The organism is Herbiconiux moechotypicola, assembly GCF_024979255.1.
Classification (GTDB): Bacteria; Actinomycetota; Actinomycetes; order Actinomycetales; family Microbacteriaceae; genus Herbiconiux; species Herbiconiux moechotypicola.
Genome location: NZ_JANLCN010000001.1, coordinates 347,015 through 371,127 on the forward strand (window position 1 = coordinate 347,015; position 24,113 = coordinate 371,127).

The window sequence follows — 24,113 nt, forward strand, 5'->3', positions numbered from 1 at the left end:
CGTTCCCCGCGTGGGGAACGATCAGAGCCGGGTGAACAACCGCTCGTAGAAGGCGATGCCGGTGAACCAGGTCGCCACGTGCATCCGCTCGTTCTTCGCGTGCAGGGTGCCGCGCTCGTCGCCCGACATGGCGAAGGGGCTGAAGCGGTACACCGACCGGCTGCGCGGGCTGAACCGCCGGGAGTCGGTGGCGCCGGTCTGCACGTAGGGCGTGACGATCGCCGTGGGGTAGCTCTCACCGATGGTCTCGGCGAGCAGGTCCCACCTCGGCCCGCTCATCTGCGACACCCGGGCTGGCTCGTTCGCGCTGAGGATCTCGACCCGCACCGCGGGATCGCCGATCACCCGCTCGAGCCGCGCCTTCGTGCGCGCCACCGAGGAGCCGATGGCGATGCGGGCGTTCACCACGGCCTGCACCCGCTCGGGCAGCGCGTTCACGGCGAGCCCGCCGGAGAGCCGGGTGACCGCGGTGGTGGTGCGCACCATCGCGGCGGTGTCGACCCCGATGCGCCCGAACGCCGCCACGAGCAGCGGCCGGAACCAGCGGGCGCGGGTGAACACGAACCGCAGCGGGTTGCGGGCGTGGGCGCCCACCGTGGTGATCATCGCCTCGGTCGCCGGGTTCAGGCGGCCGGGGAAGGGATGCGCGTTGATGCGCACGATCGCGCGCGCGAGCCGATCCGACGCGGTGACCGGCGGCGGGGTCGACGCATGGCCACCCGCCTGCTCGACCGTGAGGGTGAAGGTGGTGGTGCCCTTCTCGCTCACCCCCACCACGGCGATGGGCCGCTCGACGGTGGGGATCACGCCCTCCACCACCGCGCCGCCCTCGTCGAGCACCAGCCCGATCTCGACGCCGCGCTCGGCGAGCAGCGCGGCGACCGCAGCGGCACCCCGGCCCTCCGACTCCTCGTCGTGCCCGAACAGCAGGTACACATCGTGCTCGGGCTCCACGCCGTCGGCGAGCGCGCGTTCGGCGGCCTCGAGCAGGGCGACCACCGACCCCTTGTCGTCGAGCGTGCCGCGCGACCAGAGCACGCGGTCGTCGCCTCGGGCGGTGCTGCTGCCGGTGACCGTGGCCGAGAACGGCGGATGCACCCAGCCGTCGTCGGTGGCGGCCACCACGTCGTAGTGGGCGAGCAGGATCGAGGCGGGCCCGCCGGTCTGCCGGCCCGCCCAGCGGTAGAGCAGGGTGCGGCCGCCCACGAGCTCGCGGGTGAGGTGCGCGTGCACCGCGGGGTAGAGCCGCTCGATAGTGTCGGCGAAGTCGTCGTAGGCGGCGGCGTCGACCGCGGCGGGGTCGAACTGCGAGATCGTGGGGATGCGCAGGAGCGCGCGGAACCGCGCGAGGGAGGCCTCGTCGTCGTGCGAGCCGTCCGCGACGGCGGGAGAGGGATGCTCGGTGGGCTGCGTCATGGGGTCCTCGTGGTGGTGGTATCGAGCGGCGGCCTCGCGCCGACCCGGGTGATCGCGACGGCGGCGGTGCGGGCTCCGGCGGTGAGCGCCGCGTGGAGCGACTGCTCGCCGGCCTCCGGCACCGGGACGGAGGCGTGCACGAGGGCGCTCGTGAACGCCGCTCCGAACGCGTCGCCCGCGCCGGTGGTGTCGACGGGGTCGACGGGCACGGCGTCGGTGCGGGCGCGCGCCCCGCGTCGTGTGCCGCCGAGCGCGCCGGCCCGGCCCAGGGTGAGCGCCACCACCTCGTAGTGCTCGAGCAGGGCGTCGAGCACGTCACCGGGCTCGTCGCGGCCGGTGAGCAGCCGCCCCTCGTCGAGGTTCGGCACCGCGATCGTGGCCCCGGCGGTCGCCGCGAGCAGCCCGGCGGCACCGTGGTCGGCGATGAAGCCGGCCGAACCCGGATTCACCGACACCGTCGCGCCGGACTGGCGGGCCGCGGCGATGACCGCGGCGAACGCGGCGGCCCGGCGCTCCTCGTCGACGCCCGGGCCGGGAAAGAGGGTGTAAGCGGTGAGGTGGAGATGGGAACCCGGGACGAGCAGCCCGCGATCGACGTCGTCGGGTGACGCGAGCGCGTTGGCGCCTCGATCGGTGAGCATCGTGCGGGTGCGGTCGGCCTCGAGCACCACCACGATCGTGCCGGTGACGAGCTCGGCGTCGGCGACGAGGTGGGGTTCGACGCCGTGGGCGGCGAGCGAGAGTGAATGGCGTGCCGCATCGGCCCGCCCCACCCGGCCGAAGAAGTGCGTCTCGTGCCCGAGCGACCCGAACCAGGCGGCGGCGTTGGCGGCCGAGCCGCCGTCGCGCCGCTGGATGCGGGCCGAGGTGTCGGTGTCGGGACGGATCTCGCCGGCCGGGGTGACGATCAGGTCGTCGAAGACGTCGCCGACCACCACCACGCGGGTTCCCGTCATGCGGTCAGGCGCCCTGCCCGGCCGGCCCTGCCGACAGCGCGCTCCACTCCGTGGCGATCGCGCCGGCCAGCCGCACGTTGTTGCGCGCGATGTCGAGGTTCACCTCGAGGCTGCGGCCGCCGGAGGCCTCCACGATGAAGCCCAGCAGGAAGGGGGTGACCGCCTTGCCGGTGACCCCGGCCTCGGCCGCCGCGGCGAACGCGGTGGCGAGCACCCGGTCGTGCTCCTCGGGGTTCCACTGCAGCTCGTCGGGGAGCGGGTTGGCCACCACGATGCCCTGGCCGTGGCCGAGCGCATCCTGGGCCTGCATCACCCGGGCGATCTCGGCCGCGGAGTCGACGCGCCAGTCGAGGGTGTGGCCGGAGCGGCTGAGCCAGAAGCTCGGGAAGTCGGTGGTGCGGTACCCGAGCACCGGCACGCTGAGGGTCTCCAGGCGCTCGAGCGTGGCCGGGATGTCGAGCACCGACTTCACCCCCGCCGACACCACGGTCACCCCGGCGCGGGCCAGGGTGCTGAGGTCGGCCGACTCGTCGAACGACTCCGAGGCGCCGCGGTGCACGCCGCCGAGACCGCCGGTGGCGAACACCCGTACGCCGGCGCGGCCCGCCAGGTAGGCGGTGGCGGCGACCGTGGTGCCGCCGCTGACGCCCTTCGCGGCGAGGATCGGCAGGTCGCGCACGCTGGCCTTCACCATGTCGTCGTCGGCGATGCGCCTCACCCCCTCGGCGTCGAGCCCGATGCGGGGGATGCCGTCGAGCACCGCGATGGTGGCCGGGGTCACGCCAGCCGATCGCAGGATCTCCTCGAACTCCTGAGCGGCCTCGTGGTTGCGCGGGCGGGGGAGGCCGTGCGAGATGATCGTCGATTCGAGCGCCACCACAGGCCGGCCGTCGCGCAGGGCCTCGGCGACCTCGTCGGAGGGGAGCAGGGCAGGGCCGGACCGGTCGGGGCCGGGGGTCGTCACCGCGGCGCCGCTCAGTGGAGTCGGGACTTCAGGGCGGCCACCGGGTCGCCGGCGCTCAGGATGCCCGGGCCGAAGCGCAGCATGGTGATGGTGTGCGACACCGGGCCGGCGCCGGCGGAGAGTCGGGTCGCGACGGTGGCGCGCTCCCAGAGCAGGATGCTCTCCTGCGCCAGCTGCACGGTGAGACCGAGCGGCTGGGTGTTGCCCGAGCGCACGTCGGGGAGGGTGTAGCCGCCGAGTCCGGCGAGGGTGGCGTAGACCTCGGACACGTCTTTCTGGGGCAGCGGAACGGCGCCCTGACCGGCGAAGACGGTGACGAACAGGCGTGCCGCCAGCTCCTCCGGATCGGCCGTCCAGAGACCCTCCGGACCCGCGAAGACAGGGGACGGCGACGGCGAGGAGTATGTCATGAGTTCAGACTAGCCACCGAGCCTTAGGATTGGCGAGACATGAGCTCGCGACAGGCCCAGCCGGCATTCACCCGACCCGCACTCGCCCCCGGACTCCTCGGCGCCATCGCCGTGATGGCGTTCATCGCCGTGGTCGACACCGAGTGGTTCACCATCGCGCGCTACGTGGTGAGCATCCTGGCCCTCATCATGTGCGTGTTCGCCGGGCAGGCGAAGCAGTGGTGGTGGATCGCACCGCTCGTGGCGATCGCGGTGCTCTGGAACCCGGCGTTCCCGATCGACCTCCCGCTGGTGGCCTGGCAGGCCGCCCACGTCGCCGCCGCCGTCGTGTTCGTGGTGAGTGGCCTGCTCATCAAGGTGCATCGCGTAGACTAGGCGCTGCACGGGCTCCCGCTCTCTGCGCCGACCGTGGCTCCTGCCATGTTGCTCGGCCTCCGCGGCTCCCCGTGCGTACCGCCTCACTCCCCAGGAGAACGATGTCAAGGTCCGGCACCCGCCGTGCACGTGCAACAGACAACACCGGTCTGATCCCCATCCTCGCCCGCAAGGTGCGCGAGGTCGAAGCCGCTGCCCAGCGCGGCAAGGTGGCGCCCTCGGGGCGCACCAAGTTCCTCGTGGTCGCGCTCCTCATGCGCGAGGAGCGCGCGAGCATCAAGGCCGATGCCGCGCTCAGCGACGGCGAGCGGTCGGAGCAGCTGAAGCGCCTCGACGGCATCGCGTCGATCCTCGCCCGCACCGCCGCGCGCGACACCTCGCTCATCTCGCTGCTCGAGAACGACGCCGCGCTGTCGCCGGCGGCCCGCAAGCTCCGGCGCGAATACCTCGAAGACGCGGGGCTCGAGGTGCCCGACGAGGAGCCGGAGCCCGTGGCGCCGGTCGCCACCGTGGTGCCGCCCGAGCTGGCCGAACGCCAGGTCGTGCCCACCTCGGTGCGCTCGCGTCAGCTCGCCAACCCCTTCATGGCCCCCGACCTCACGCCGGCGAGGCCGCACGGCGTCGGCCGCCTGAGCAACTGGGAGCTGCTCGGCCCGCTCTACCGCGCCTTCGAGTACGGCGCGGGCGGCACGGCCGCGAGCATGGAGCTGCCCGAGGCGCCGACCATCGACCGCCTGTCGCCTCCCGGGCACGAGCTCATGGTGCACCAGTCGCGGTTCCTGCAGAGCGTGCAGGCGGGTCACCGCACCTTCCTGCTGGCCGACGAGCCCGGTCTCGGCAAGACCGCGCAGTCGCTGCTGGCCGCATCCGTCGCCGACGCCTACCCGCTGCTGGCGGTCGTGCCCAACGTGGTGAAGATGAACTGGGCCCGCGAGGTCGAGATCTGGACCCCGCACCGCCGGGCCACCGTGGTGCATGGCGACGGCCAGAACCTCGACGCCTTCGCCGACGTGGTGGTGGTGAACTACGAGGTGCTCGACCGGCACCTGTCGTGGCTCGGCACCCTCGGCTTCCGCGGCATGGTGGTCGACGAGGCGCACTTCATCAAGAACATGACGTCGCTGCGCTCGCGCAACGTGCTGGCGCTGGCCGACCGCATCCGTCGCACCGCGCCCGGCGGCAACCCGCTCATGCTCGCCCTGACCGGCACCCCGCTCATCAACGACGTCGACGACTTCCGGGCGATCTGGCAGTTCCTCGGCTGGATCGACGGGGCGAAGCCCACCCCGGCGCTCATGGAGCGGCTCGAGGAGACCGGTCTCACCCCCGCCGACACCGGCTTCTTCGCCGAGGCTCGCGAGGCCGTCATCGACATGGGCATCGTGCGCCGCCGCAAGATCGACGTGGCCGCCGACCTGCCCTCCAAGCGCATCGTCGACCTGCCGGTGGAACTCGACGACGATTTCGGCCGCTCCATCCGCGAGGCCGAGCGCGAGCTCGGTGCCCGCCTGGTCACGCGGTACCGCCGGCTGGTCGCGGCGCGGGCGGCCTCGCGCGGCGACGAGCCCGACGAGCTGCCCGACGACGACCTCATGCGCCTGGTGGCCCGTCAGGAACTCGAAGACACCAAAGACACCGAAGACGGTCTGAACGTGTTCACCATGGTGCGGCGCATCGGCACCGCGAAGGCCGGCCTCGCCGCCGACTACGCGGCGCAGCTGGCCCGTTCGGTGGGCAAGGTGGTGTTCTTCGCCAAGCACATCGACGTGATGGATGCGGCGGAGGAGCTGTTCGCGAAGCGCGAGCTCAAGACGGTGTCGATCCGCGGCGACCAGTCAGCGGCGCTCCGGCAGCGCGAGATCGACGCGTTCAACAACGACCCCGAGGTGTCGGTCGCGGTGTGCTCGCTCACCGCCGCGGGCGTGGGACTCAACCTGCAGACCGCGTCGAACGTGGTGCTCGCCGAGCTCTCGTGGACGGCCGCCGAGCAGACGCAGGCGATCGACCGCGTGCACCGCATCGGTCAGGAGGAGCCGGTCACCGCCTGGCGCATCGTGGCCGCTCAGACCATCGACACGCGCATCGCCGAGCTCATCGATTCGAAGCAGGGCCTCGCCGCCCGCGCCCTCGACGGCTCCGACGACGCCACGGGCTCCTCCGACAGCGTGCAGCTCGACGCCCTCGTGTCACTGCTCCGCTCGGCCCTGGAGCGCTAGCGCCTCAGTCCGCGAGGCTCCCGAGGCCCGCGAGCAGGCTCGCGGGTGAGGCGAGGGGGATTCCCGTGGGGACCGACGAGAAGTCGTGTTCGGTGCGGAGGTCGTAGTAGGCGTGAAGCACCGTGCTCTCGATCACCTCGTCGATGCGCGAGTGCCGCACTGCCTCCTGCTCGCTCACCCGCGCGGACTGGCCGCCGAGGGCCTCGGCCGGGATGTCGACGAACCCGACCGAGAGCACCTCGCGCGGGTCGTCGACCGAGATCGCGTTGAAGACGCGGGCCGGCACCCCGAACCCCTTGTCGGCTTCCCAGGCCTCGATGAACTCCTCGAACGTCGCGCCGTCGCGGAGACGGCGGCGGAACACGGCGATGATCACGCGTCCACCGTAGCGTCAGTGGCGGTGGGCGCGCCCGCGTCGGCGAGCCCGAGCACGTCGAGCATCCAGGCGTTCTCGTACGACACCTCGCGCCAGCGCTCGTAGCGGCCGGAGACCCCGCCGTGCCCGGCCGACATCTCAGTCTTCAGCAGCACGGGGGCGCCCACGTCGCGGAGCCTCGCCGTCCACTTCGCGGGCTCCACGTAGAGCACCCGGGTGTCGTTGAGGCTCGTGACGGCCAGGATGCGCGGGTACGGCTGCTCCGACACGTTCTCGTAGGGCGTGTAGCCCTTCATGTAGGCGTACACCTCGGGGTCGTGCAGCGGGTCGCCCCACTCGTCCCACTCGATGACGGTGAGCGGCAGCGAGGGGTCGAGGATGCTCGTGAGGGCGTCGACGAACGGCACCTGTGCCAGCACCCCGGCGAACAGCGCGGGGGCGAGGTTCGCCACGGCTCCCATCAGCAGGCCGCCCGCGCTGCCTCCCTGGGCGACGAGGCGGTCGGGCGAGGTCAGCCCCGCCGCCACGAGGTGCTCGGCGCAGGCCACGAAGTCGGTGAAGGTGTTCTTCTTGGTGAGCGTCTTGCCATGCTCGTACCAGCTGCGCCCGAGCTCGCCGCCACCCCGCACGTGGGCTATCGCGAACACCGCACCGCGATCGAGCAGCGACAGCCGCGAGATCGAGAACGAGGGGTCCATCGAGGCCTCGTAGGAGCCGTAGCCGTAGAGCACCAGCGGTGCGGGCCCCGAGCCGAGCACGCCGCGGCGCGCGACGAGGGAGACCGGCACGCGGGTGCCGTCGGCAGCGGTGGCCCACTCCCGCCGCTGCTCGTAGTCGGCTGCCTGGTAGCCGCCGAGCACCGGAGCCTGCTTGAGGAGGGTGGACCCGCCTGTGGTGACGTCGTAGTCGAACACCGAGGCCGGGGTGACGAACGAGCCGAAGGCGTAGCGCACGGTCGGCTGCCCCCACTCGGGGTTGCCCGAGGTGCCCACCGAGAACAGCGGCTCGTCGAACTCCAGCTCCACGAAGGCGTCACCGTCGAGAGTGGTCGCCGAGGGGTCGAGCCGCAGCACGGCCACACGGGTGAGCCCGTCGCGACGGTAGTCGAGGGTGAGATGCCCGGCGAAGGCGTCCACGTCCTCCAGCCGCACCGCGGGGTCGTGGGCCTTCACGACCTGCCAGCGGTCGCGGTCGGCCGGGGCGTCCGGGGCGACCGAGATCAGCTCGAAGTCGAGCGCACCGTCGTTGTGCAGGATCAGCAGACGGTCCTCGCCGCCCACCACCGCGTGCTCCACCGAGTACTCCACGCCCTCACGACGGGGCCACACCACCGTGAGCTCCGCATCCGGATCTGTGGTGTCGAGCAGGTGCACCTCGCTGGTGATCTTGGAACCGAGCGCGATCTCGAGGTAGCGCTTGCTGCGGGTGAGGCCCACGCCCACCCAGTAGCGCTCGTCGGGCTCGGTGAACACGGTCTCGTCGCTCTCGGCGCTCGTGCCCACCCGGTGCCGCCAGATGGTGTCGGGCCGCCAGGCGTCGTCGACCGTGGGGTAGTAGATGCTCGACCCGTCGCCCGAGAACACCGCCCCGGCGAAGGTGCCCGTCACCTCGTCGGGGAGGTCGGCGCCCGTGCGCAGGTCGCGGATGCGCAGGGTGAAGCGCTCGTCGCCGACGGTGTCGACGGCGTAGGCCAGGAGAGTTCCGTCGGGACTGACGTCGAACGAGCCCAGAGAGTAGAACTCGTGACCCTCGGCCTCGGCGTTATCGTCGAGCACCACCTCCTCGCCCGCGAGCGGCATGCCCGGCTCCACCTCGGGAGGGGTCCACTCGTCGGCGGAGGAGACCGCGACACGGCAGTGCACGCCGTACTGCGAACCCTCCGCCGTGCGCGTGAAGTACCAGTGGCCGCCGTCGCGCACGGGCACGGAGCGGTCGGTCTCGAGGGTGCGCGACCTGATCTCGTCGAAGAGCCTCTCGCGCAGGCCCGCGAGGTGTGAAGTCGCCTCGTCGGTGTAGGCGTTCTCGGCGTCGAGGTAGGCGATCACCTCGGGATCCTCCTTGTCACGGAGCCATTCGTAGTCGTCGATCACGACGTCTCCGTGGTGCACTCGTTCGAACGGCTTCCTGCGGGCACGGGGAGGGACTGCTGCCATGCCCCCAGCGTAGACCGGCCCAAGTGGACGCGACCCCCGGGGTGAACGTAGGGTGAACTCCCGGGGCATGTTCGGTGACGAGATTCAGGAGTCGGCTCTGGTGGAACTCACCGTCGTGGTGGTGCTGGTCATCGCCCTCGCACTCTTCTTCGACTTCACCAACGGCTTCCACGACACGGCCAACGCGATGGCCACCCCCATCGCCACGGGAGCCCTGAAGCCCAAGGTCGCGGTGGCGCTCGCCGCAGCGCTCAACCTGGTGGGCGCCTTCCTGAGCACCGAGGTGGCGAAGACCATCTCCGGCGGCCTCATCAAGGAGGGCGACGGCGGCATCCAGATCATGCCCGAGATGATCTTCGCGGGGCTCATCGGCGCCATCGTCTGGAACCTCGTGACCTGGCTGTTCGGCCTGCCCTCCAGCTCGTCGCACGCCCTGTTCGGCGGTCTCATCGGCGCCGCCGTCGTGGGTGCGGGCTTCGGCGTCGTCGATTACTCCGTGCTGCTCAGCAAGGTGGTGCTGCCCGCGCTCGTGGCGCCGGTCGTGGCGGGTCTGGTGGCCTTCGTCGCCACCCGGCTCGCCTACGCCATCACCCGGATGCCCGCCTCGAGTGCGCAGTCGGGCGTGCGCGGGCGGTTCCGCTACGGGCAGATCTTCTCGTCGTCGCTCGTGGCCCTCGCCCACGGCACCAACGACGCCCAGAAGACGATGGGTGTCATCACCCTCACCCTCATCTCGGCGGGCCTGCTGCCGACCGGGAGCGGGCCGTCGCTCTGGATCGTCGTCACCTGCGCGCTCGCGATCGCCCTCGGCACCTACATGGGCGGCTGGCGCATCATCCGCACCCTGGGCTCAGGCCTCACCGAGGTCAAGCCCGCCCAGGGTTTCGCGGCCGAGACGAGCACGGCGGCGACCATCCTGGCCTCGAGCCACCTCGGCTTCGCCCTCTCCACCACGCAGGTGGCCTCCGGATCGGTGATCGGCTCCGGCCTCGGCCGGAAGGGCGCCTCGGTGCGCTGGCGCACGGCGGGGCGGATCGGTCTCGGCTGGGTGGTCACGCTTCCCGCCTCGGCCCTCGTCGGCGCGCTGGCGGCCCTCGTGGCCGGCATCGGCACGGCGGGTCTCGTGATCGACGCGATCGTGGGGCTCGCGATCATCGTCGGCATCTTCGTGATCTCGCGCCGCAACCGCGTCGACTCCTCCAACGCCATCAGCGAGGTGGATGCGGCGACCATCGCCGTGCGCAGCCCGAAGGCCACACGGCGCAAGCGGAAGGCGGCACGATGATCGACTGGGGCGCATTCCTCGTGGTGGCACTGGCGTCGCTCGTCGCCACGGCCGTCGTGGTGAGCCTGTACTCTCTCGGGCTCCGCCTGCGCTTTCTCACCCGACCCGACGGAGCGACCGGTGAGCCGGTGCGCCCGCGCATCGCGACGGTGCTCTCGTACCTCTGCTTCGCCCTCAGCGCCGCCGCGGTGCTCTTCGGCATCTACCTCATCGTGCCCGCCCTGCACGCCTGACCGCGGCCCCCGGCGGGCAGCGGCCTTCCGCGGGCTGCGCCGCACTCCTACGATGGGGAGATGACACCGCAGAGCGCCCTCTCCGCCGTCGCACCGTCCACCGTGGTGGAGGTGGCACGCTCGGCGTTCGACCGGGGCGTGACCCGCTCGCTGGCGTGGCGCGAACGCCAGCTGAGGGCGCTGAAGAAGCTGCTCGAGGAGCGCTCGGCCGAACTCGAAGACGCGCTGTTCCGCGATCTCGGCAAGAACCCCGCGGAGTCGCAGCTCACCGAGATCGGCGTGGTCGAGGCCGAGATCGAGCACATCCTGGGCCACCTCCGCTCGTGGCTCCGACCCCGCCGCGTGGCGGTGCCGCTCGCGCTCGCCCCCGCATCCGCCTCCACCCTGCTCGAGCCGCTCGGGGTCGTGCTGGTCATCGCCCCGTGGAACTACCCCGTGCAACTGCTGCTCGCGCCGGTGGCGGGGGCCCTCGCCGCCGGCAACGCCGTGGTGCTGAAGCCCAGCGAGCTCGCCCCGGCCACCTCGGCCCTGCTCGCCGAGCTCGTTCCGCTCTACCTCGACCCCCGTGCCGTCGCCGTGGTGGAGGGCGGTGTGGAGGAGACCACCGAGCTGCTCGAGCAGCGCTTCGACCACATCTTCTACACCGGCAACGGCACCGTGGGCCGCATCGTCATGACGGCCGCCGCGAAGCACCTCACCCCGGTCACCCTCGAGCTCGGCGGCAAGTCGCCCGTCTACGTCGACGATACCGTCGACCTCGCGGCGGCCGCCCGGCGCATCGCCTGGGGCAAGTTCATGAACGCCGGCCAGACCTGCGTGGCGCCCGACTATCTGCTCGCCACGGCCGAGGTGGCCGACGCCCTGGTGCCGCACCTCGCCGACGCGGTGGCCGAGCTCTACGAGGGCGACCCGCGTTCGAGCTCGAGCTACGGCCGCATCGTGAACGACCGCCAGTTCGGCCGGCTCGACGGGCTCCTCGACGGCGAGCTGGTCGTGGCGGGCGGCACCCGCGAGCCGGGCACCCGCTACTTCGCACCCACCGTGCTCGACCACGTCGCGCGCGACTCCGCCGTCATGCAGCAGGAGATCTTCGGCCCGATCCTCCCCATCGTGCGGGTGGCCGACCTCGACGACGCGATCGCGCTCATCCGCGCCGGCGAGAAGCCCCTCGCGCTGTACGCCTTCACCTCGTCGAAGACCACCGCGAAGCGCATCCTCACCGAAACCTCCTCGGGTGCCGTGGGGTTCGGGGTGCCCGTGGCGCACCTCACCGTGCCGGGGCTGCCGTTCGGCGGAGTGGGGGAGAGCGGGATGGGGGCCTACCACGGCCGGCTCAGCATCGAGACCTTCAGCCATCGCAAGGCGGTGCTCTCCAAACGGCTGGCGCCCGACACGCTGAAGCTCGTGTACCCGCCGTTCACCCCCGCGAAAGACGGGTTGATCCGCGGCCTGATGAGGCGCCTGCGTTAGAGTCGGGGCGTCGCAGCCACGAGCCGCGGCACATCCGCACACGACACGATCTGCACTGGAGCACACCGTGACATCATCACCGTCACTCACCGACACCCCCACAGGCACCGACACCGACACCCCCACCCGCACCGAGACCGACAGCCTCGGCTCGGTCGACATCCCGCGCGACGCCCTCTGGGGCATCCACACCGCACGCGCCCTCGAGAACTTCCCGATCTCGCGCCGGCCCATCTCGGTCTACCCCGACCTCGTCAACGCCCTCGCCATCGTGAAGCAGGCCGCAGCGCGCGCCAACCGCGAGCTCGGCGTGCTCGACGCCCGCAAGGCCGACTGGATCGAGGCGGCCTGCGAACGAATCCGGGCAGGGGAGTTCCACGACCAGTTCGTGGTGGGCGTGATCCAGGGCGGGGCGGGCACCTCCACCAACATGAACGCGAACGAGGTCATCGCCAACGTGGCCCTCGTCGCGAACGGCCACGCGCCGGGTGACTACTCCGTGCTGCATCCGCTCGACGACGTCAACCGCAGCCAGAGCACCAACGACGTGTACCCCACCGCGGTCAAGCTCGCCCTGTGCTTCTCGCTCGACCGGCTGCTGGCCGAGCACGAGCAGCTGCGTGACTCCTTCGCCGAGAAGGGCCACGAGTTCGCCCACATCCTCAAGGTGGGGCGCACCCAGCTACAGGACGCCGTGCCGATGACACTGGGGCAGGAGTTCCACGGCTTCGCCACCACGCTCACCGAAGACCTCTCGCGGCTGCGCGAGACCGCGCCGCTGCTCTGGGAGATCAACCTCGGAGCAACCGCCATCGGCACCGGCATCACCGCCGACCCCGCCTACGCCGCGACGGTGTGCCGGCACCTGCGCGAGCTCACCGGCTACGCCCACGTCACCGCCGCCGACCTCGTGGAGGCCACCAGCGACGCCGGCGTCTTCATGACGCTCTCGGGGGTTCTCAAGCGCTCGGCCATCAAGCTCTCCAAGATCTGCAACGACCTGCGCCTGCTCTCCAGCGGCCCGCAGGCCGGGTTCGGTGAGATCACCCTGCCCGCCCGCCAGGCCGGGTCGAGCATCATGCCCGGCAAGGTCAACCCGGTCATCCCCGAGGTGGTCAACCAGGTCGCCTTCTCGGTGGCCGGCGCCGACACCACGGTCACCATGGCGGCCGAGGGCGGGCAGCTGCAGCTCAACGCCTTCGAACCCGTGATCGCGCACTCGCTGCTGCAGAGTCTGGCGTGGATGACCGGCGGCTGCCGCACCCTGCGGGTCAACTGCGTCGACGGCATCACGGCGAACCTCGACCGGCTCGACACCATGGTGTCGACCTCCGTCGGCGTGGTCACGGCGCTCACGCCGTACATCGGCTACGCGGCGGCCTCGGCGCTCGCCAAGACGGCGCTTCTCACGCATCGCAACATCGCCGACCTGGTGGTGGAGGCCGATCTCATGTCGCGGGAGCGCGTGATGAAGCTCATCTCCCCGGCCAGGCTCTCGGGCATCGAGGCGATCACGGCGGCCATCCCCGTGGTCGACGGCGACCCGGCGATCTGAGGCGGGCCCGGCCAGGGCTCGCGTGGGGCGACGGATGCGCGCGACGCCGGCGCGCATCCGGCCGCTGGATACGATGGCAGCATGACGATGACGCATGATCCCCGCACCTCCGACGAGGTGCTGCAGCTGCTCCGAGCCGACCTGGGAGACCGGGTCAGCACCGACCCCGCGCTCCTCGAGCGGGTGCGATCGGACAAGTCGGGGTGGCGGTCCGACGACGCGGCGATCTGCGTGGTGCTCGCCGAGTCGGTCGCCGACGTGCAGGCGACGATGCGTCTCGCGCACGAGCACGGCATCCCGGTGGTGCCGCGCGGCGCCGGCAGTGGTCTCGCCGGGGGAGCGACCTCGTCGGCGGGCAGCGTCGTGCTGAGCCTGGAGCGCATGGACCGCATCCTCGAGGTCTCGCTCGACGACGAGCTCGCCGTGGTGGAGGCCGGCGTCATCAACCAGGCGCTCGGCGACGCGCTCGCGCCGCACGGCTACGTGTACTCGCCCGACCCCGCGAGCAAGGCGATCTCCACCATCGGCGGCAACATCGCCACCAACGCCGGCGGGCTGCTCTGCGCGAAGTACGGTGTGACGCGCGAGGCCGTGCTGGGTCTCACCGTCGTGCTCGCCGACGGCTCGCTGCTCACCACCGGCCGGCGCACGGTGAAGGGGGTCACCGGCTACGACCTCACGGCGCTGTTCACCGGCTCGGAGGGCACGCTGGGCGTGGTGGTCGACGCGACCGTGCGCATCCGTCCCGTCGCGGTCGGCGACGTGGTGACCATCGGCGCCTTCTTCTCCTCGGTGGCCGATGCGGCAGCCGCCTGCGCCGCCGTCACGGCCAACCGCCTGCGACCGGCCGTGATGGAGCTCATGGACGCCCACTCCGTCGCGGCGGTCGCCCGGATGCTCGGTGCGGCCCCCAAGGCGCCCGGCGCCGCGTACGTGCTGGTGCAGACCGACGGCGCGGGCGCGCGAGCTGAGGCCGACGCCGTCGTGGCAGTGCTCGAGTCGGCCGGGGCCCAGTCGCTCACCGCGACCGACGATCCGGTCGCGGGCGAGGCCGAGCTGGCGTTCCGGCGCAGCTTCCACCCGGCGCTCGAGCTCGAGGGCGAGGTGCTCATCGAAGACGTGTGCGTGCCGCGGTCGAAGCTCGCCGAGATGTTCGCCGCCATCGAGCGCATCTCGGAGGCATACGGCATCCCGATCCCCACCGTCTCGCACGCCGGCGACGGCAACCTGCACCCCAACTTCGTGCTGCCCCGCCAGGAGGGTGCGTCTCCCGAGGCGCCGCTGGTGGTGCCCGAGCGGGTGTGGCAGGCGGCCGACGAGATGTTCGCGGCGAGCGTCGAACTCGGCGGCACGCTCACCGGCGAGCACGGGGTGGGACTGCTCAAGAAGCGGTGGATCGAGAACGAACTGGGGCGCGAGGGTCTCGAGCTCCAGCGCCGCATCAAGGCGGCGTTCGACCCGCAGGGCATCATGAACCCGGGCAAGGTCTACTGAGTGCACGGGCCCGTTGTGCAGTACGCTGGGAGCATGCGGGTAGCTGAGGAATGCTCTTGAGCGCGCCGGGAGTGTTCGATCCGGTCCAGACCGTCGTCGCCGGGCCGGCGCCCAGTGCACCGGCCGCCGCGGTCGCGGCTCCTGCCCTGCCCGTGCCCGCCGCCGCGCCGGCCAGGGGTCCGGCCACCAGTTCGATCGTGCTCGCCACGGTCGGCCTCATCGTGCTGGGTTTCGTCTTCCTGGCGGTGCTCGCCTACCTCGTGCTCGGTCTCGGGCCGGTCGCCACGGTCATCTGCGCCGTGGTGGCCCTCGTGCCCCTCGCCGTCGTCATCACGGCCATCACGCTCATCGACCGGTGGGAGCCGGAGCCGCGGCCGGCCCTGTGGTTCGCGTTCCTCTGGGGCGCCGCCGCGTCGGTCGCCATCGCGCTCATCGTCGACGTCGGTGTGCAGGTGCTCGTCTACGCCGCGAGCGACGGGATGGCCACGACGAGCGAGCTGTGGAGCTCGGTCATCCAGGCGCCCGTGGTGGAGGAGGGGGCCAAAGCCGCCGGAGTCCTCATTCTGCTGCTGTTCTTCCGCAAGCAGTTCGACGGGCCGGTCGACGGACTGGTGTACGGCGCCACCGTGGCGGCGGGGTTCGCCTTCACCGAGAACATTCTCTACTTCGGGCAGGCCCTGCTGGAGTCGGGCGGGATCGGCCTCGGTTTCACCTTCGTGCTGAGGGGCATCATGTCGCCGTTCGCGCACGTGATGTTCACGGCCTGCACCGGTGTGGCCCTCGGCTTCGCGGTGCGCCGCAAGAACTGGGCGGCAGGGGTGGGCATCTTCGTGCTCGGCCTCCTGCTGGCCATCGGCCTGCACGCCCTCTGGAACGGTTCGACCTTCCTCGTCGAGGGTCTGGACGGGTTCTTCCTGCTCTACTTCGTGGTGCAGGTTCCGCTGTTCGCCCTGGCCATCGTGTTCGTGGTGCTGCTGCGCAAGTCCGAGGCGAAGCTCACTCGCGCCCGGCTGGGCGAGTACGCGGCCGCGGGCTGGTTCAGCGAACCCGAGGTCGAGATGCTCTCCACCGGGGCCGGCCGCCGGCAGGCCGCGCGCTGGGCGCGCACGCTGCCGCCGCCGGGCCCCACCGCGATGAGGGCGTTCACGCGCACCGCCACGCGGCTCGCTTTCGCCCGTCAGCGCATCCTCACCGGCCGCTCCGCCATCGGGGCGAGGCGCGACGAAGGGCAGTTGCTGGAGGCGCTGCTGGCCGAACGCTCGGCCCTCGACACCGCGATCGCCGCCGCGGCGGCGGCGCGCGCGAGCGGTTCCCGCCTTTGACCTGCCCGTGCAGGTGGGCTTGGATTGAGGCATGACAGACGCAACAGGATCCAAGCCCGAGATCGAGTTCCCCGAGGGACCGGCGCCCACCACGCTCGAGATCGTCGACATCGTCGAGGGCACCGGTGCCGAGGCCACGCCCGGCGCCACCGTCGAGGTGCACTACCTCGGTGTGGAGTACGAGACCGGCGAGGAGTTCGACTCCTCGTGGAACCGCGGCGAGACCATCTCGTTCCCGCTCAACGGCCTCATCGCCGGCTGGCAGGAGGGCATCCCCGGCATGAAGGCGGGCGGTCGCCGCAAGCTCGTCATCCCGCCGCACCTGGCCTACGGCCCCGCCGGCAGCGGGCACTTCCTCGCCGGCAAGACGCTCATCTTCGTCATCGACCTCATCGCGGTCCCCTGACCCTGTGAGCCCCACCGGGTCGGGCACGCGCGCCCGCCCGACCCGGTAAACTTGCTTCCCGGCAAACGGGAGGTACCTGGCGTGGCGGATTCCGAACTGGCGCGTGAGCGCGAGTACGTCTCGGCGCTCTACGAGCGGCTCGACGGGCTGCGGGCCGAGGCGGAGCGCGAGCTCGCCGCGGTGCGGCGGGAGAGCGTGGGCGGCAACCATCAGTCGCGCTCGGAGCGCGACGCCTTCGCCCAGGTCTACGAAGACCGCATCCGTCAGCTGCGCGACGTGGGGGAGCGGCTGGCCTTCGGCCGCCTCGAACTCGTCGAGCCCGACGAGAACGGCTCGGCGCTGCGCTACATCGGCCGTCTCGGCCTCCGCGACGAGAACCTCGAGCCCCTGCTGCTCGACTGGCGGGCGCCCCAGGCCCGCGCCTTCTACCAGGCCACCGCCGCCACCCCGCTCGGCGCCCGCGCCCGACGCCACCTCACCACCAAAGGTCGCGAGGTGGTGCGCATCGAAGACGAGGTGTTCGACGCCGGGCTGCTCGAGCAGGAGGGCACGCGGCTCCAGGGCGAGGGCGCTCTGCTCGCCGCCCTCTCGGCGCAGCGCACCGGCCGCATGCACGACATCGTCTCCACCATCCAGGCCGAGCAGGACAGGATCATCCGCTCCGACCTCTCCGGGGTGCTCGTGGTGCAGGGTGGTCCGGGCACGGGCAAGACCGCCGTGGCGCTTCACCGCGCCGCCTACCTGCTCTACACACACCGGGAGCGTCTCGGTTCCAGCGGTGTGCTCGTGGTGGGGCCCAGCCCGGCATTCCTCCAGTACATCAACGCGGTGCTGCCGAGCCTCGGCGAGACCGGCGTCGTGCTCTCCAGCCTCGGGCGGCTGTATCCCGCCCTCGAGGCCACCCACGACGACGAGCCCGCCGTCGCCGCTGTGAAGGGCGGTGCCGAGATGGCGGGGCTCATCCGGCGCGCGGTCCGCTCGCGCCAGCGCGTGCCCTCCGAGCCGCAGTCGCTCGACGTGAACGGCGAGACGCTCGTACTCGAACCGCAGACGGTCGCGGATGCGATGCACCGGGCCCGCGAGTCGGGCAAGCCGTACAACGAGGGCCGGGTGCAGTTCGTCAAGACGCTCCTGGGGCAGCTCACGAAGCAGCTCGCCGAGCAGCTCAAGCGCCGGGGAACCACGGTCGACGACGCCGACCTCGCCTACCTCCGCGAAGACATCCGTACCGCCTACGACGTGCGCGTGGCGCTGAACACGGCGTGGATCCCGCTCACCCCCGAGAAGCTGCTCGAAGACCTCTACGCCCGGCCCCAGTGGCTGGCGGGGCTCACCGGGTCGTGGTCGAAGGCCAAGCGCGAGCTGCTCCGCCGGGAGCGTGGTGCGGCGATGACCATCTCCGACATCCCCCTCCTCGACGAGGCGGCCGAGTTGCTCGGCGACTCCGACCCGGCCGACCAGGCCAAGCGCCGCGCCGAGAAGGCCCAGCGCAAGCGCGACCTCGAGAACGCCAAGAACGCTATCCGCAACATGGGCGTGGCGGGTCTCGTCTCGGCCGAGACGGTGGTCGACGGGTTCGCCGAGAGCACGGTGTCGCTCACCACGGCCGAGCGGGCCGCCTCCGACCGCACCTGGACCTACGGTCACATCGTGGTCGACGAGGCTCAGGAGCTCTCGCCCATGCAGTGGCGCCTGCTGCTGCGCCGCTGCCCGCTGCGGTCGTTCACCGTGGTGGGCGACGTGGCGCAGGCGTCGTCGGCGGCCTCCACCACCGACTGGGGCGCCACCCTCACGCCCCTCATCGGCGAGGGCTGGCGGCTTGAGGAGCTGACCGTCAACTACCGCACCCCCACCCAGATCGTCGAGGCCGCCGAGTGGGTGGCCGAGGCGGCGGGTCTCCGCATCACCCCGTCACGCTCGGTGCGCTCCACCGAGTGGCCGGTCGAGGCCATCGAGACCGAGTCGGATGAGGAGCTCGCCGCGGTGCTCATCGACCTGGTCGACGAGATGGCCGGTGAGGGCGGCACCACCGCGGTCATCGCACCGGAGGCGCTGTTCGACCGGGCGGCCGCCGTCGTGCGCGAGCGATTCGGCGCCGACTCCGGCGTGGGTGCCGCGGGGCTGGCCCGGCCGATCGCCGTCATCACCCCCGCTGAAGCGAAGGGCCTCGAGTTCGATTCCGTCGTGATCGTCTCGCCCGCCGCCGTGGTCGCCGAGAGCCCGCGGGGCGCATCCGCCCTCTACGTCGCGATGACCCGCCCCACGCAGCGACTCGCCCTCGCGCTCGCACCCGGCGAAGTGCGGCCGGCGGGCCTGCCCCCGGTGTCGCGTCAGGGCACCGGGTTCAGCGAGTCGTAGGCGCGGAAGCTGCGGACGAATCGCGCGATGAGCGCGGCGATCACGACGATCACCACACCGCCGAACAACGGCGGGAACCAGAGCGCGACGAACACCGAGAGCGCCCCCACGTAGAGGTCGCCGATGCGGGGACCGCCCGCCACCACCACGGTGAAGACACCCTGAAGCCGGCCGCGCATGTGGTCGGGCACCGCCGTCTGCAGCATCGTGGAGCGGAAGATGGCGCTCACCTCGTCGGAGGCGCCCGCGCCGGTCATGGCCAGCGCCGCGAGCACCAGGGCGGGCACGTTCGCGTCGGAGAGCTGGTCGCTCGGCGGCGTACCGGCGAACGACGCGATCAGCACCACGAGGCCGAACAGCGCCACGAACACGCCGTACGACTGCACGGCCCGGGCGATGGCCCGGCCCTGCCAGCGCACGCCGCCGAGCCGGCCCGAGAAGACGCTCGCGAGGAAGGCGCCCACCGCGAACGCCGCCGTGAGCAGGCCCACCGTGATGGCACCGCCGCCCAGCACGAGCACGCCGATCGCGGGGAACAGCACGCGCGGCTGCCCGAAAGTCATCGCGCCGATGTCGATGAGGAACGAGGCGCGGATGTTCGGGGCGTGCCGAAGGAACGAGAATCCCTGTCGCAGCGAGTCGAGCCCCGGCCGCCGCACGTCGCCCTCGGGCAGGATGCGCGGGAGACCGAGGATGCCCACGAAGGCCGACACGAACAGCACCACGTCGATGGTGTACGTCCAGCCGAAGCCGACCGTCGCCACGAGCACGCCGGCGAGGGCGGGCCCCACCGTCACCATGATGCCGATGGTGATGCCGTTGAGGGCGGCGGCCGCCGGCAGCAGCTCGCGGGGCAGGATGCGCGGGTAGATCGCCGCGCGGGTGGTCTGGATGACCGTGGCGGCGACCGCGTTGAGGGTGGCGAGGGCGTAGAGCGCGGGCACGCTGTCGGCGCTCGTCCAGGCGAGCACGGCGAGGGTCGCCGTCGAGAGCCACGCCACGACCGCCGCGATGAGCGCGACCCGGCGGCGGTCGAAGAAGTCGGCGAGCATCCCGCCCCACAGCCCCGCCACGATCATGGGCAGCAGCGCGAACAGCGCCACGCCCGACACGGCGAGGGTCGACTCGGTGAGCCGGTAGATGTCGAGGCCCACGGCCACGATGGTCATCTGGCTGCCGATGCCCGAGATGGCCTGACCGGCCCAGAGCCGGGCGAAGGCAGGGCTGGCCCTCAGAGGTGTGAGGTCGGCGAGCGGGTTCCGGCGGCGGGCCGGCTCCTCGGCAGGCCCGCCCTCCGGGTGGCTCACGCCTGGTTGTTCTGCGCGGCTGCCGCCGCGATCTTCTCCACCAGGTCGGAGTGGTGGATGGCCGCCACGTCGGGGTGGGCACGGAGGCGGCTCTTGAACGCGTTCTCGCCGTAGGTGCTGAAGATGGGGTTGGTCGGGTCGACCGTGATGCCGGTGGCCTCGGCCGCGAGAGCCTCGGGCAGGGGCAGCACCGGGATGGTGGAGTCGAGCGCCGGGGCGTAAAAGAACGGGATGGAGACGCGGTCGTCACCGATGCGCGGCGAGATCACGCGGTGCACGGTGGCCTTCAGGTAGCCGTTCGTGGCCACCTCGAGCAACTCGCCGATGTTCACGACGAAGGCGCCGTCGATCGGGGGAGCGTCGATCCACTCGCCGTCCTTCTCCACCTGCAGGCCGCCCTTCCCGGGCTCGACGAGGAGGAGGGTGAGCACACCGCTGTCTTTGTGGGCACCCACGCCCTGCTTGGGCTCGGGGTCGCTCTTGCCCGGGTAGCGCACGATCTTGATGAGGGTGGACGGGCTCTCCGCGAAGGCGGCGTCGAACACGTTCTCGGGGGCACCGAGGCTCACGGCCCAGGCGCGCAGCAGCGTGATGCTCACGCGGGTGAGCTCGTCGTACCACTCGGCGATGGTCTGCTGGAGCTCGGGCAGCGCATCCGGCCACTGGTTGGGGCCCTCGAGGCGCATGTAGTCGGGAGCGCCCTCGGCGGTGACGGGCTCGCGTTCGGTGCCGATGTCGATCTGCTCGCGCCAGTCGACCTTGCCCTGGGTGAGTTCACCGCCGACGCGGGTGTAGCCGCGGAAGTGGGGGCTCTTGAGGTTCTCGATGGCGAGCTTGTCGGCCTCGGGGAGGGCGAAGAACCGCCGCGACACGGCGACCACGCGGTCGATCAGCTCCTGCGGCACGCCGTGGCCGGTGAGGTAGAAGAAGCCGTAGTCGTGGGTGGCCTCGCGCAGGTCGATGCGGAAGGCCTCGGCCTCGGCGTCGCCTTCGCGGAGGCGCGACAGGTCGAGGACGGGGAGGGTAGCGGTGCTGAGGGTCGCAGTGCTCATACATCGATCCTAGGGCGGCGAAATCGAATGTTACGCCTATGTTTCTGCTAAGCTATCCCGGTTGCCGTGAGAACGGCCGCGGATCAAGAGAGCCACAGCATCCGGCTGAACGGCACCGCGCAACGAGAGAAAGGGGATCCCATCTATGGCACTCGACGCAGACGTCAAGAAGGCGATCATCGACGAATACGCTACCCACCCCGGTGACACCGGATCCCCCGAGGTCCAGGTCGCGATCCTCACCAAGCGGATCAAAGACCTCACCGAGCACCTCAAGGAGCACAAGCACGACCACCACTCGCGTCGTGGACTGCTCCTCCTCGTGGGTCAGCGCCGTCGCCTCCTCGGCTACCTCCAGGACATCGACATCGCGCGCTACCGCTCGCTGATCGAGCGCCTGGGCCTCCGCCGCTAGGTTCGATCGCCCACGTCTCACCGAAGGCCGCCACCCACCCGGGTGGCGGCCTTCGTCGTTCCCTCCCCACCTGTGTGACAATGACCGCAAGGGGGAAAGATGGCTGTAATGGCAAGGCCACGACGCGCGGTCACCCGCATCGCGGCGGTCGTGTCGGCGATCGTCATGTCATCGGCGATCGCGCTGGCTCCGGTTGCGGCACACGCCGACGTGGAGCCGCGCACCGTCCACGTGAGCGGCACCGTGACACTGCCCGAGGGGGTGGTCTGGACGGGCGGCTACATCGACGTGACCGTCGGAACCTACGGCTTCACCACCGGGCAGCAGACGCTGTACTCACCCGACCAGTCGTTCGACTTCGAGCTCGACCCCGATCGCTACCAGATCTGGGCCGACTACTCCGGCGAGGCCGACCTCGTGCGAGACCTGCCTCGGGATCTCGATCTCCGATCCGCGACCACGGAGGAGGTGACGCTCTCGGTGGTGCCGAGCGCGAGCCCCTCCGGCCGGATCGTGGCCGGCGAGCTTCCGCCTGCATCGATGGCGGGTGTCGCCTACGACCGGGAGACGCAGCAGAACAGGGGTGTCTTCCGGTACGACCCGGAAACGGGCGACTACACGCTGAGCGGTCTGGCACCCGATGAGAACTCGGTGCAGGTGCGACCCTTCGATCCCGACTGGCAGTCGACGTGGTGGCCGTCGGTGAGCGCCGAGTCCGCCGCGGAGGGAATCGTGCTCCAGGCCGGCGAGAACCGCACCGGCGTGGACTTCTCGTTGAGGGCGGTGACCCGGGTGTCGGGGACCGTCGTGACCCGCTCGGCGACCGGGCAACCGGTGCCGGCCGCCCACGTGATCGTGGACATCGACACCGAGATCATCGGCTCGGAAGGGCGCTACGCGGTCGAGACCGACGAGCAGGGTCACTATGAGGCTCGCATCCCGGCCGGCAGTTACCACACGGCCTACCGCAGCTCACCGGTCGGCCCGGGAGCGGAGGGGAGCTGGGTTCGTGCGCCCGGTCCCGACTTCACGCTCCTGGACGGTCAGGTGCTCGCCGGAGTCGACGGCGAGGTCGAGCGGGGCGGGGTGATCACCGGCACGGTCTCGTCGAAAGCGGTCGACGGCGCCTGGTTCGCGACGGTCCCGAGCCGATGGGACGAGGCGACCGGAACCTGGGTCGACTACCGGGGAGCCGATTCCGACAGCGGATACAGCATCGACGGACTTCCCGCCGGCGACTATCGGGTGCGGTTCTCGGAGAGCTACAACCCCAGCGCCACCGCGTTGCGGGCGGAGTACTACGACGACACCCCCTATGCCTCCGAGGCCACCCTGGTGCACGTGACCGCCGGCGAAGTGACGTCGGGCATCGATGCGCAGCTGGAAGCGGTGAGCTTCGGTGTGTTCCGCGTCTCGGGCCCCGACCGGTACTCCGTCGCCGCCCGGTTGTCGTCACTCACCTTCGAGCCGGGCCCGGCCGTGGTCTACGTGGCGAGCGGAGAGAACTATCCGGATGCGCTGAGCGCCGGCCCGGCGGCGGCTCGCGACGGCACCGGCCTGCTCCTCGTCGGGCGCGACGTGCTCCCGGACTCCACGCGTGCGGAGCTCGAGCGACTTCGGCCCGACCGCATCGTCGTCGTCGGCGGGCCCGCGTCGGTCGGCCCCGCGGTGTATGCGCGTCTCGCGAAAATCGCGCCGACCTCCCGCATCGGGGGAGCCGACCGCTACGAGGTGAGCCGCAAGATCGTCGAGCAGGCGTTCTGCAGTCAGGCGACTGGAACGTGCGAAGCACAGACCGTCTATTTCGCCACGGGTGAGAACTTCCCCGACGCACTCACGGCAGGCCCCGCGGCGGCCGAGAAAGAGGGCGCGATCCTCCTCGTGCCCGGGCGCTCCGACTCGGTCGACGCGGAGACCGCAGCGCTGGTGGGCGAGCTGGGGGTGGAACAGGGTTACATCGCGGGCGGGCCGAACTCGGTCGGCGAGTCGTACCGCTCCTCGCTGAATCGACTGGTGCCGACGGTCACCCGCATCGGGGGAGCCGATCGCTTCGAGGTGGGCGCGGCCGTGGCCAAGACCGCCTTCGACTCCTCGGAGACCGTTTTCGTCGCCTCAGGAGAGGTGTTCCCGGATGCGCTCTCCGCGGGCCCGGTCGCCGCGGCACTCGATGCGCCCACATTGCTCGTCCGCCACGATTGCGTCCCCGTGAAGGCCGCCGAGACGATCGTCGACCTCAATCCGATCGACATCGTGGTGGTGGGAGGACCGGTCACCGTCGAACCCCAGGTGGAGCGCTTCGAAGCCTTCTGCTGAGCCGTCGACTGACCGGGAATAGATCGCGGCGGGGCGC

The 24,113-nt window shown here is 71.4% G+C and carries 20 protein-coding genes; 12 read left to right on the forward strand and 8 right to left on the reverse strand.

Annotation, left to right across the window (positions count from 1 at the left end):
* Positions 1 to 21 precede the first annotated feature (21 nt).
* Genes N1031_RS01660 through N1031_RS01675 form a run of 4 tightly spaced genes read right to left on the reverse strand, consistent with a single transcriptional unit; the run spans position 22 to position 3,746 of the window.
* A complete protein-coding gene (locus N1031_RS01660) occupies positions 22 to 1,416 on the reverse strand; it encodes a M20/M25/M40 family metallo-hydrolase (RefSeq protein WP_259477844.1) in 1,395 nt (464 codons plus the stop codon).
* A complete protein-coding gene (locus tag N1031_RS01665; protein ID WP_259477845.1) occupies positions 1,413 to 2,372 on the reverse strand; it encodes a carbohydrate kinase family protein in 960 nt (319 codons plus the stop codon). Before N1031_RS01665 ends, N1031_RS01660 begins: the two co-directional genes overlap by 4 nt.
* Positions 2,373 to 2,376: 4 nt before the next feature.
* Complete coding sequence (locus N1031_RS01670; RefSeq protein WP_259477846.1) at positions 2,377 to 3,336, reverse strand: pseudouridine-5'-phosphate glycosidase; 960 nt, start codon at positions 3,334 to 3,336, stop codon at positions 2,377 to 2,379.
* 11 nt (positions 3,337 to 3,347) lie between these two features.
* On the reverse strand, positions 3,348 to 3,746 hold the full coding sequence (locus N1031_RS01675; protein WP_259477847.1) for a hypothetical protein: 399 nt from the start codon (positions 3,744 to 3,746) through the stop codon (positions 3,348 to 3,350).
* A gap of 39 nt (positions 3,747 to 3,785) precedes the next feature.
* Here N1031_RS01675 and N1031_RS01680 point away from each other — a divergent pair, with 39 nt between their 5' ends.
* The gene (locus N1031_RS01680) at positions 3,786 to 4,121 is read left to right on the forward strand and encodes a DUF6804 family protein (protein WP_259477848.1); all 336 of its coding nucleotides are present in this window, start codon (positions 3,786 to 3,788) and stop codon (positions 4,119 to 4,121) included.
* Positions 4,122 to 4,222: 101 nt separating this feature from the next.
* Positions 4,223 to 6,337 carry a DEAD/DEAH box helicase gene (locus tag N1031_RS01685; protein WP_259477849.1) on the forward strand — a complete coding sequence of 705 codons (2,115 nt, stop codon included), beginning with the start codon at positions 4,223 to 4,225 and terminating at the stop codon, positions 6,335 to 6,337.
* Between the two features lie 4 nt (positions 6,338 to 6,341).
* Here N1031_RS01685 and N1031_RS01690 read toward each other — a convergent pair whose 3' ends face one another.
* Complete coding sequence (locus N1031_RS01690) at positions 6,342 to 6,713, reverse strand: hypothetical protein (RefSeq protein ID WP_259477850.1); 372 nt, start codon at positions 6,711 to 6,713, stop codon at positions 6,342 to 6,344.
* On the reverse strand, positions 6,710 to 8,866 hold the full coding sequence (locus N1031_RS01695; RefSeq protein WP_259477851.1) for a S9 family peptidase: 2,157 nt from the start codon (positions 8,864 to 8,866) through the stop codon (positions 6,710 to 6,712). The genes N1031_RS01690 and N1031_RS01695 overlap by 4 nt, the downstream gene beginning before the upstream one ends.
* A 100-nt stretch (positions 8,867 to 8,966) precedes the next feature.
* Here N1031_RS01695 and N1031_RS01700 point away from each other — a divergent pair, with 100 nt between their 5' ends.
* The 8 genes from N1031_RS01700 (at position 8,967) to N1031_RS01735 (ending at position 18,989) form a co-directional block, all read left to right on the forward strand.
* A complete protein-coding gene (locus N1031_RS01700) occupies positions 8,967 to 10,151 on the forward strand; it encodes an inorganic phosphate transporter (protein WP_310795661.1) in 1,185 nt (394 codons plus the stop codon).
* A complete protein-coding gene (locus N1031_RS01705; RefSeq protein ID WP_259477852.1) occupies positions 10,148 to 10,384 on the forward strand; it encodes a hypothetical protein in 237 nt (78 codons plus the stop codon). Before N1031_RS01700 ends, N1031_RS01705 begins: the two co-directional genes overlap by 4 nt.
* Before the next feature lie 60 nt (positions 10,385 to 10,444).
* Positions 10,445 to 11,854, forward strand: a complete 1,410-nt coding sequence (locus N1031_RS01710) for an aldehyde dehydrogenase family protein (protein WP_259477853.1) — start codon at positions 10,445 to 10,447, stop codon at positions 11,852 to 11,854.
* Between the two features lie 67 nt (positions 11,855 to 11,921).
* Positions 11,922 to 13,409, forward strand: a complete 1,488-nt coding sequence (locus N1031_RS01715; protein ID WP_259477854.1) for an aspartate ammonia-lyase — start codon at positions 11,922 to 11,924, stop codon at positions 13,407 to 13,409.
* Positions 13,410 to 13,490: 81 nt separating this feature from the next.
* On the forward strand, positions 13,491 to 14,903 hold the full coding sequence (locus N1031_RS01720; RefSeq protein ID WP_259477855.1) for an FAD-binding oxidoreductase: 1,413 nt from the start codon (positions 13,491 to 13,493) through the stop codon (positions 14,901 to 14,903).
* A gap of 50 nt (positions 14,904 to 14,953) precedes the next feature.
* Positions 14,954 to 16,225: a PrsW family intramembrane metalloprotease gene (locus tag N1031_RS01725; protein WP_375163597.1), complete on the forward strand. Its 1,272-nt coding sequence runs from the start codon at positions 14,954 to 14,956 to the stop codon at positions 16,223 to 16,225.
* Between the two features lie 31 nt (positions 16,226 to 16,256).
* Positions 16,257 to 16,631 (forward strand): FKBP-type peptidyl-prolyl cis-trans isomerase, encoded by a 375-nt coding sequence (locus N1031_RS01730; protein WP_259477857.1) that lies wholly within the window; start codon positions 16,257 to 16,259, stop codon positions 16,629 to 16,631.
* Between the two features lie 81 nt (positions 16,632 to 16,712).
* Complete coding sequence (locus N1031_RS01735; RefSeq protein WP_259477858.1) at positions 16,713 to 18,989, forward strand: HelD family protein; 2,277 nt, start codon at positions 16,713 to 16,715, stop codon at positions 18,987 to 18,989.
* On the opposite strand, the gene N1031_RS01740 is transcribed toward N1031_RS01735, so the two are convergent.
* Positions 18,962 to 20,296, reverse strand: a complete 1,335-nt coding sequence (locus tag N1031_RS01740; RefSeq protein ID WP_259477859.1) for an MFS transporter — start codon at positions 20,294 to 20,296, stop codon at positions 18,962 to 18,964. The two genes, N1031_RS01735 and N1031_RS01740, sit on opposite strands and share 28 nt — an antisense overlap.
* Entirely contained in the window at positions 20,293 to 21,348 is a 1,056-nt protein-coding gene (locus N1031_RS01745; RefSeq protein WP_259477860.1) for an isopenicillin N synthase family dioxygenase, read from the reverse strand. Before N1031_RS01745 ends, N1031_RS01740 begins: the two co-directional genes overlap by 4 nt.
* Positions 21,349 to 21,493: 145 nt before the next feature.
* Here N1031_RS01745 and rpsO point away from each other — a divergent pair, with 145 nt between their 5' ends.
* Both rpsO and N1031_RS01755 read left to right on the forward strand, forming a co-directional pair.
* On the forward strand, positions 21,494 to 21,763 hold the full coding sequence (gene rpsO, locus N1031_RS01750; protein ID WP_259477861.1) for a 30S ribosomal protein S15: 270 nt from the start codon (positions 21,494 to 21,496) through the stop codon (positions 21,761 to 21,763).
* A 108-nt stretch (positions 21,764 to 21,871) separates the two neighbouring features.
* A complete protein-coding gene (locus tag N1031_RS01755) occupies positions 21,872 to 24,076 on the forward strand; it encodes a cell wall-binding repeat-containing protein (RefSeq protein WP_259477862.1) in 2,205 nt (734 codons plus the stop codon).
* Positions 24,077 to 24,113 lie beyond the last annotated feature (37 nt).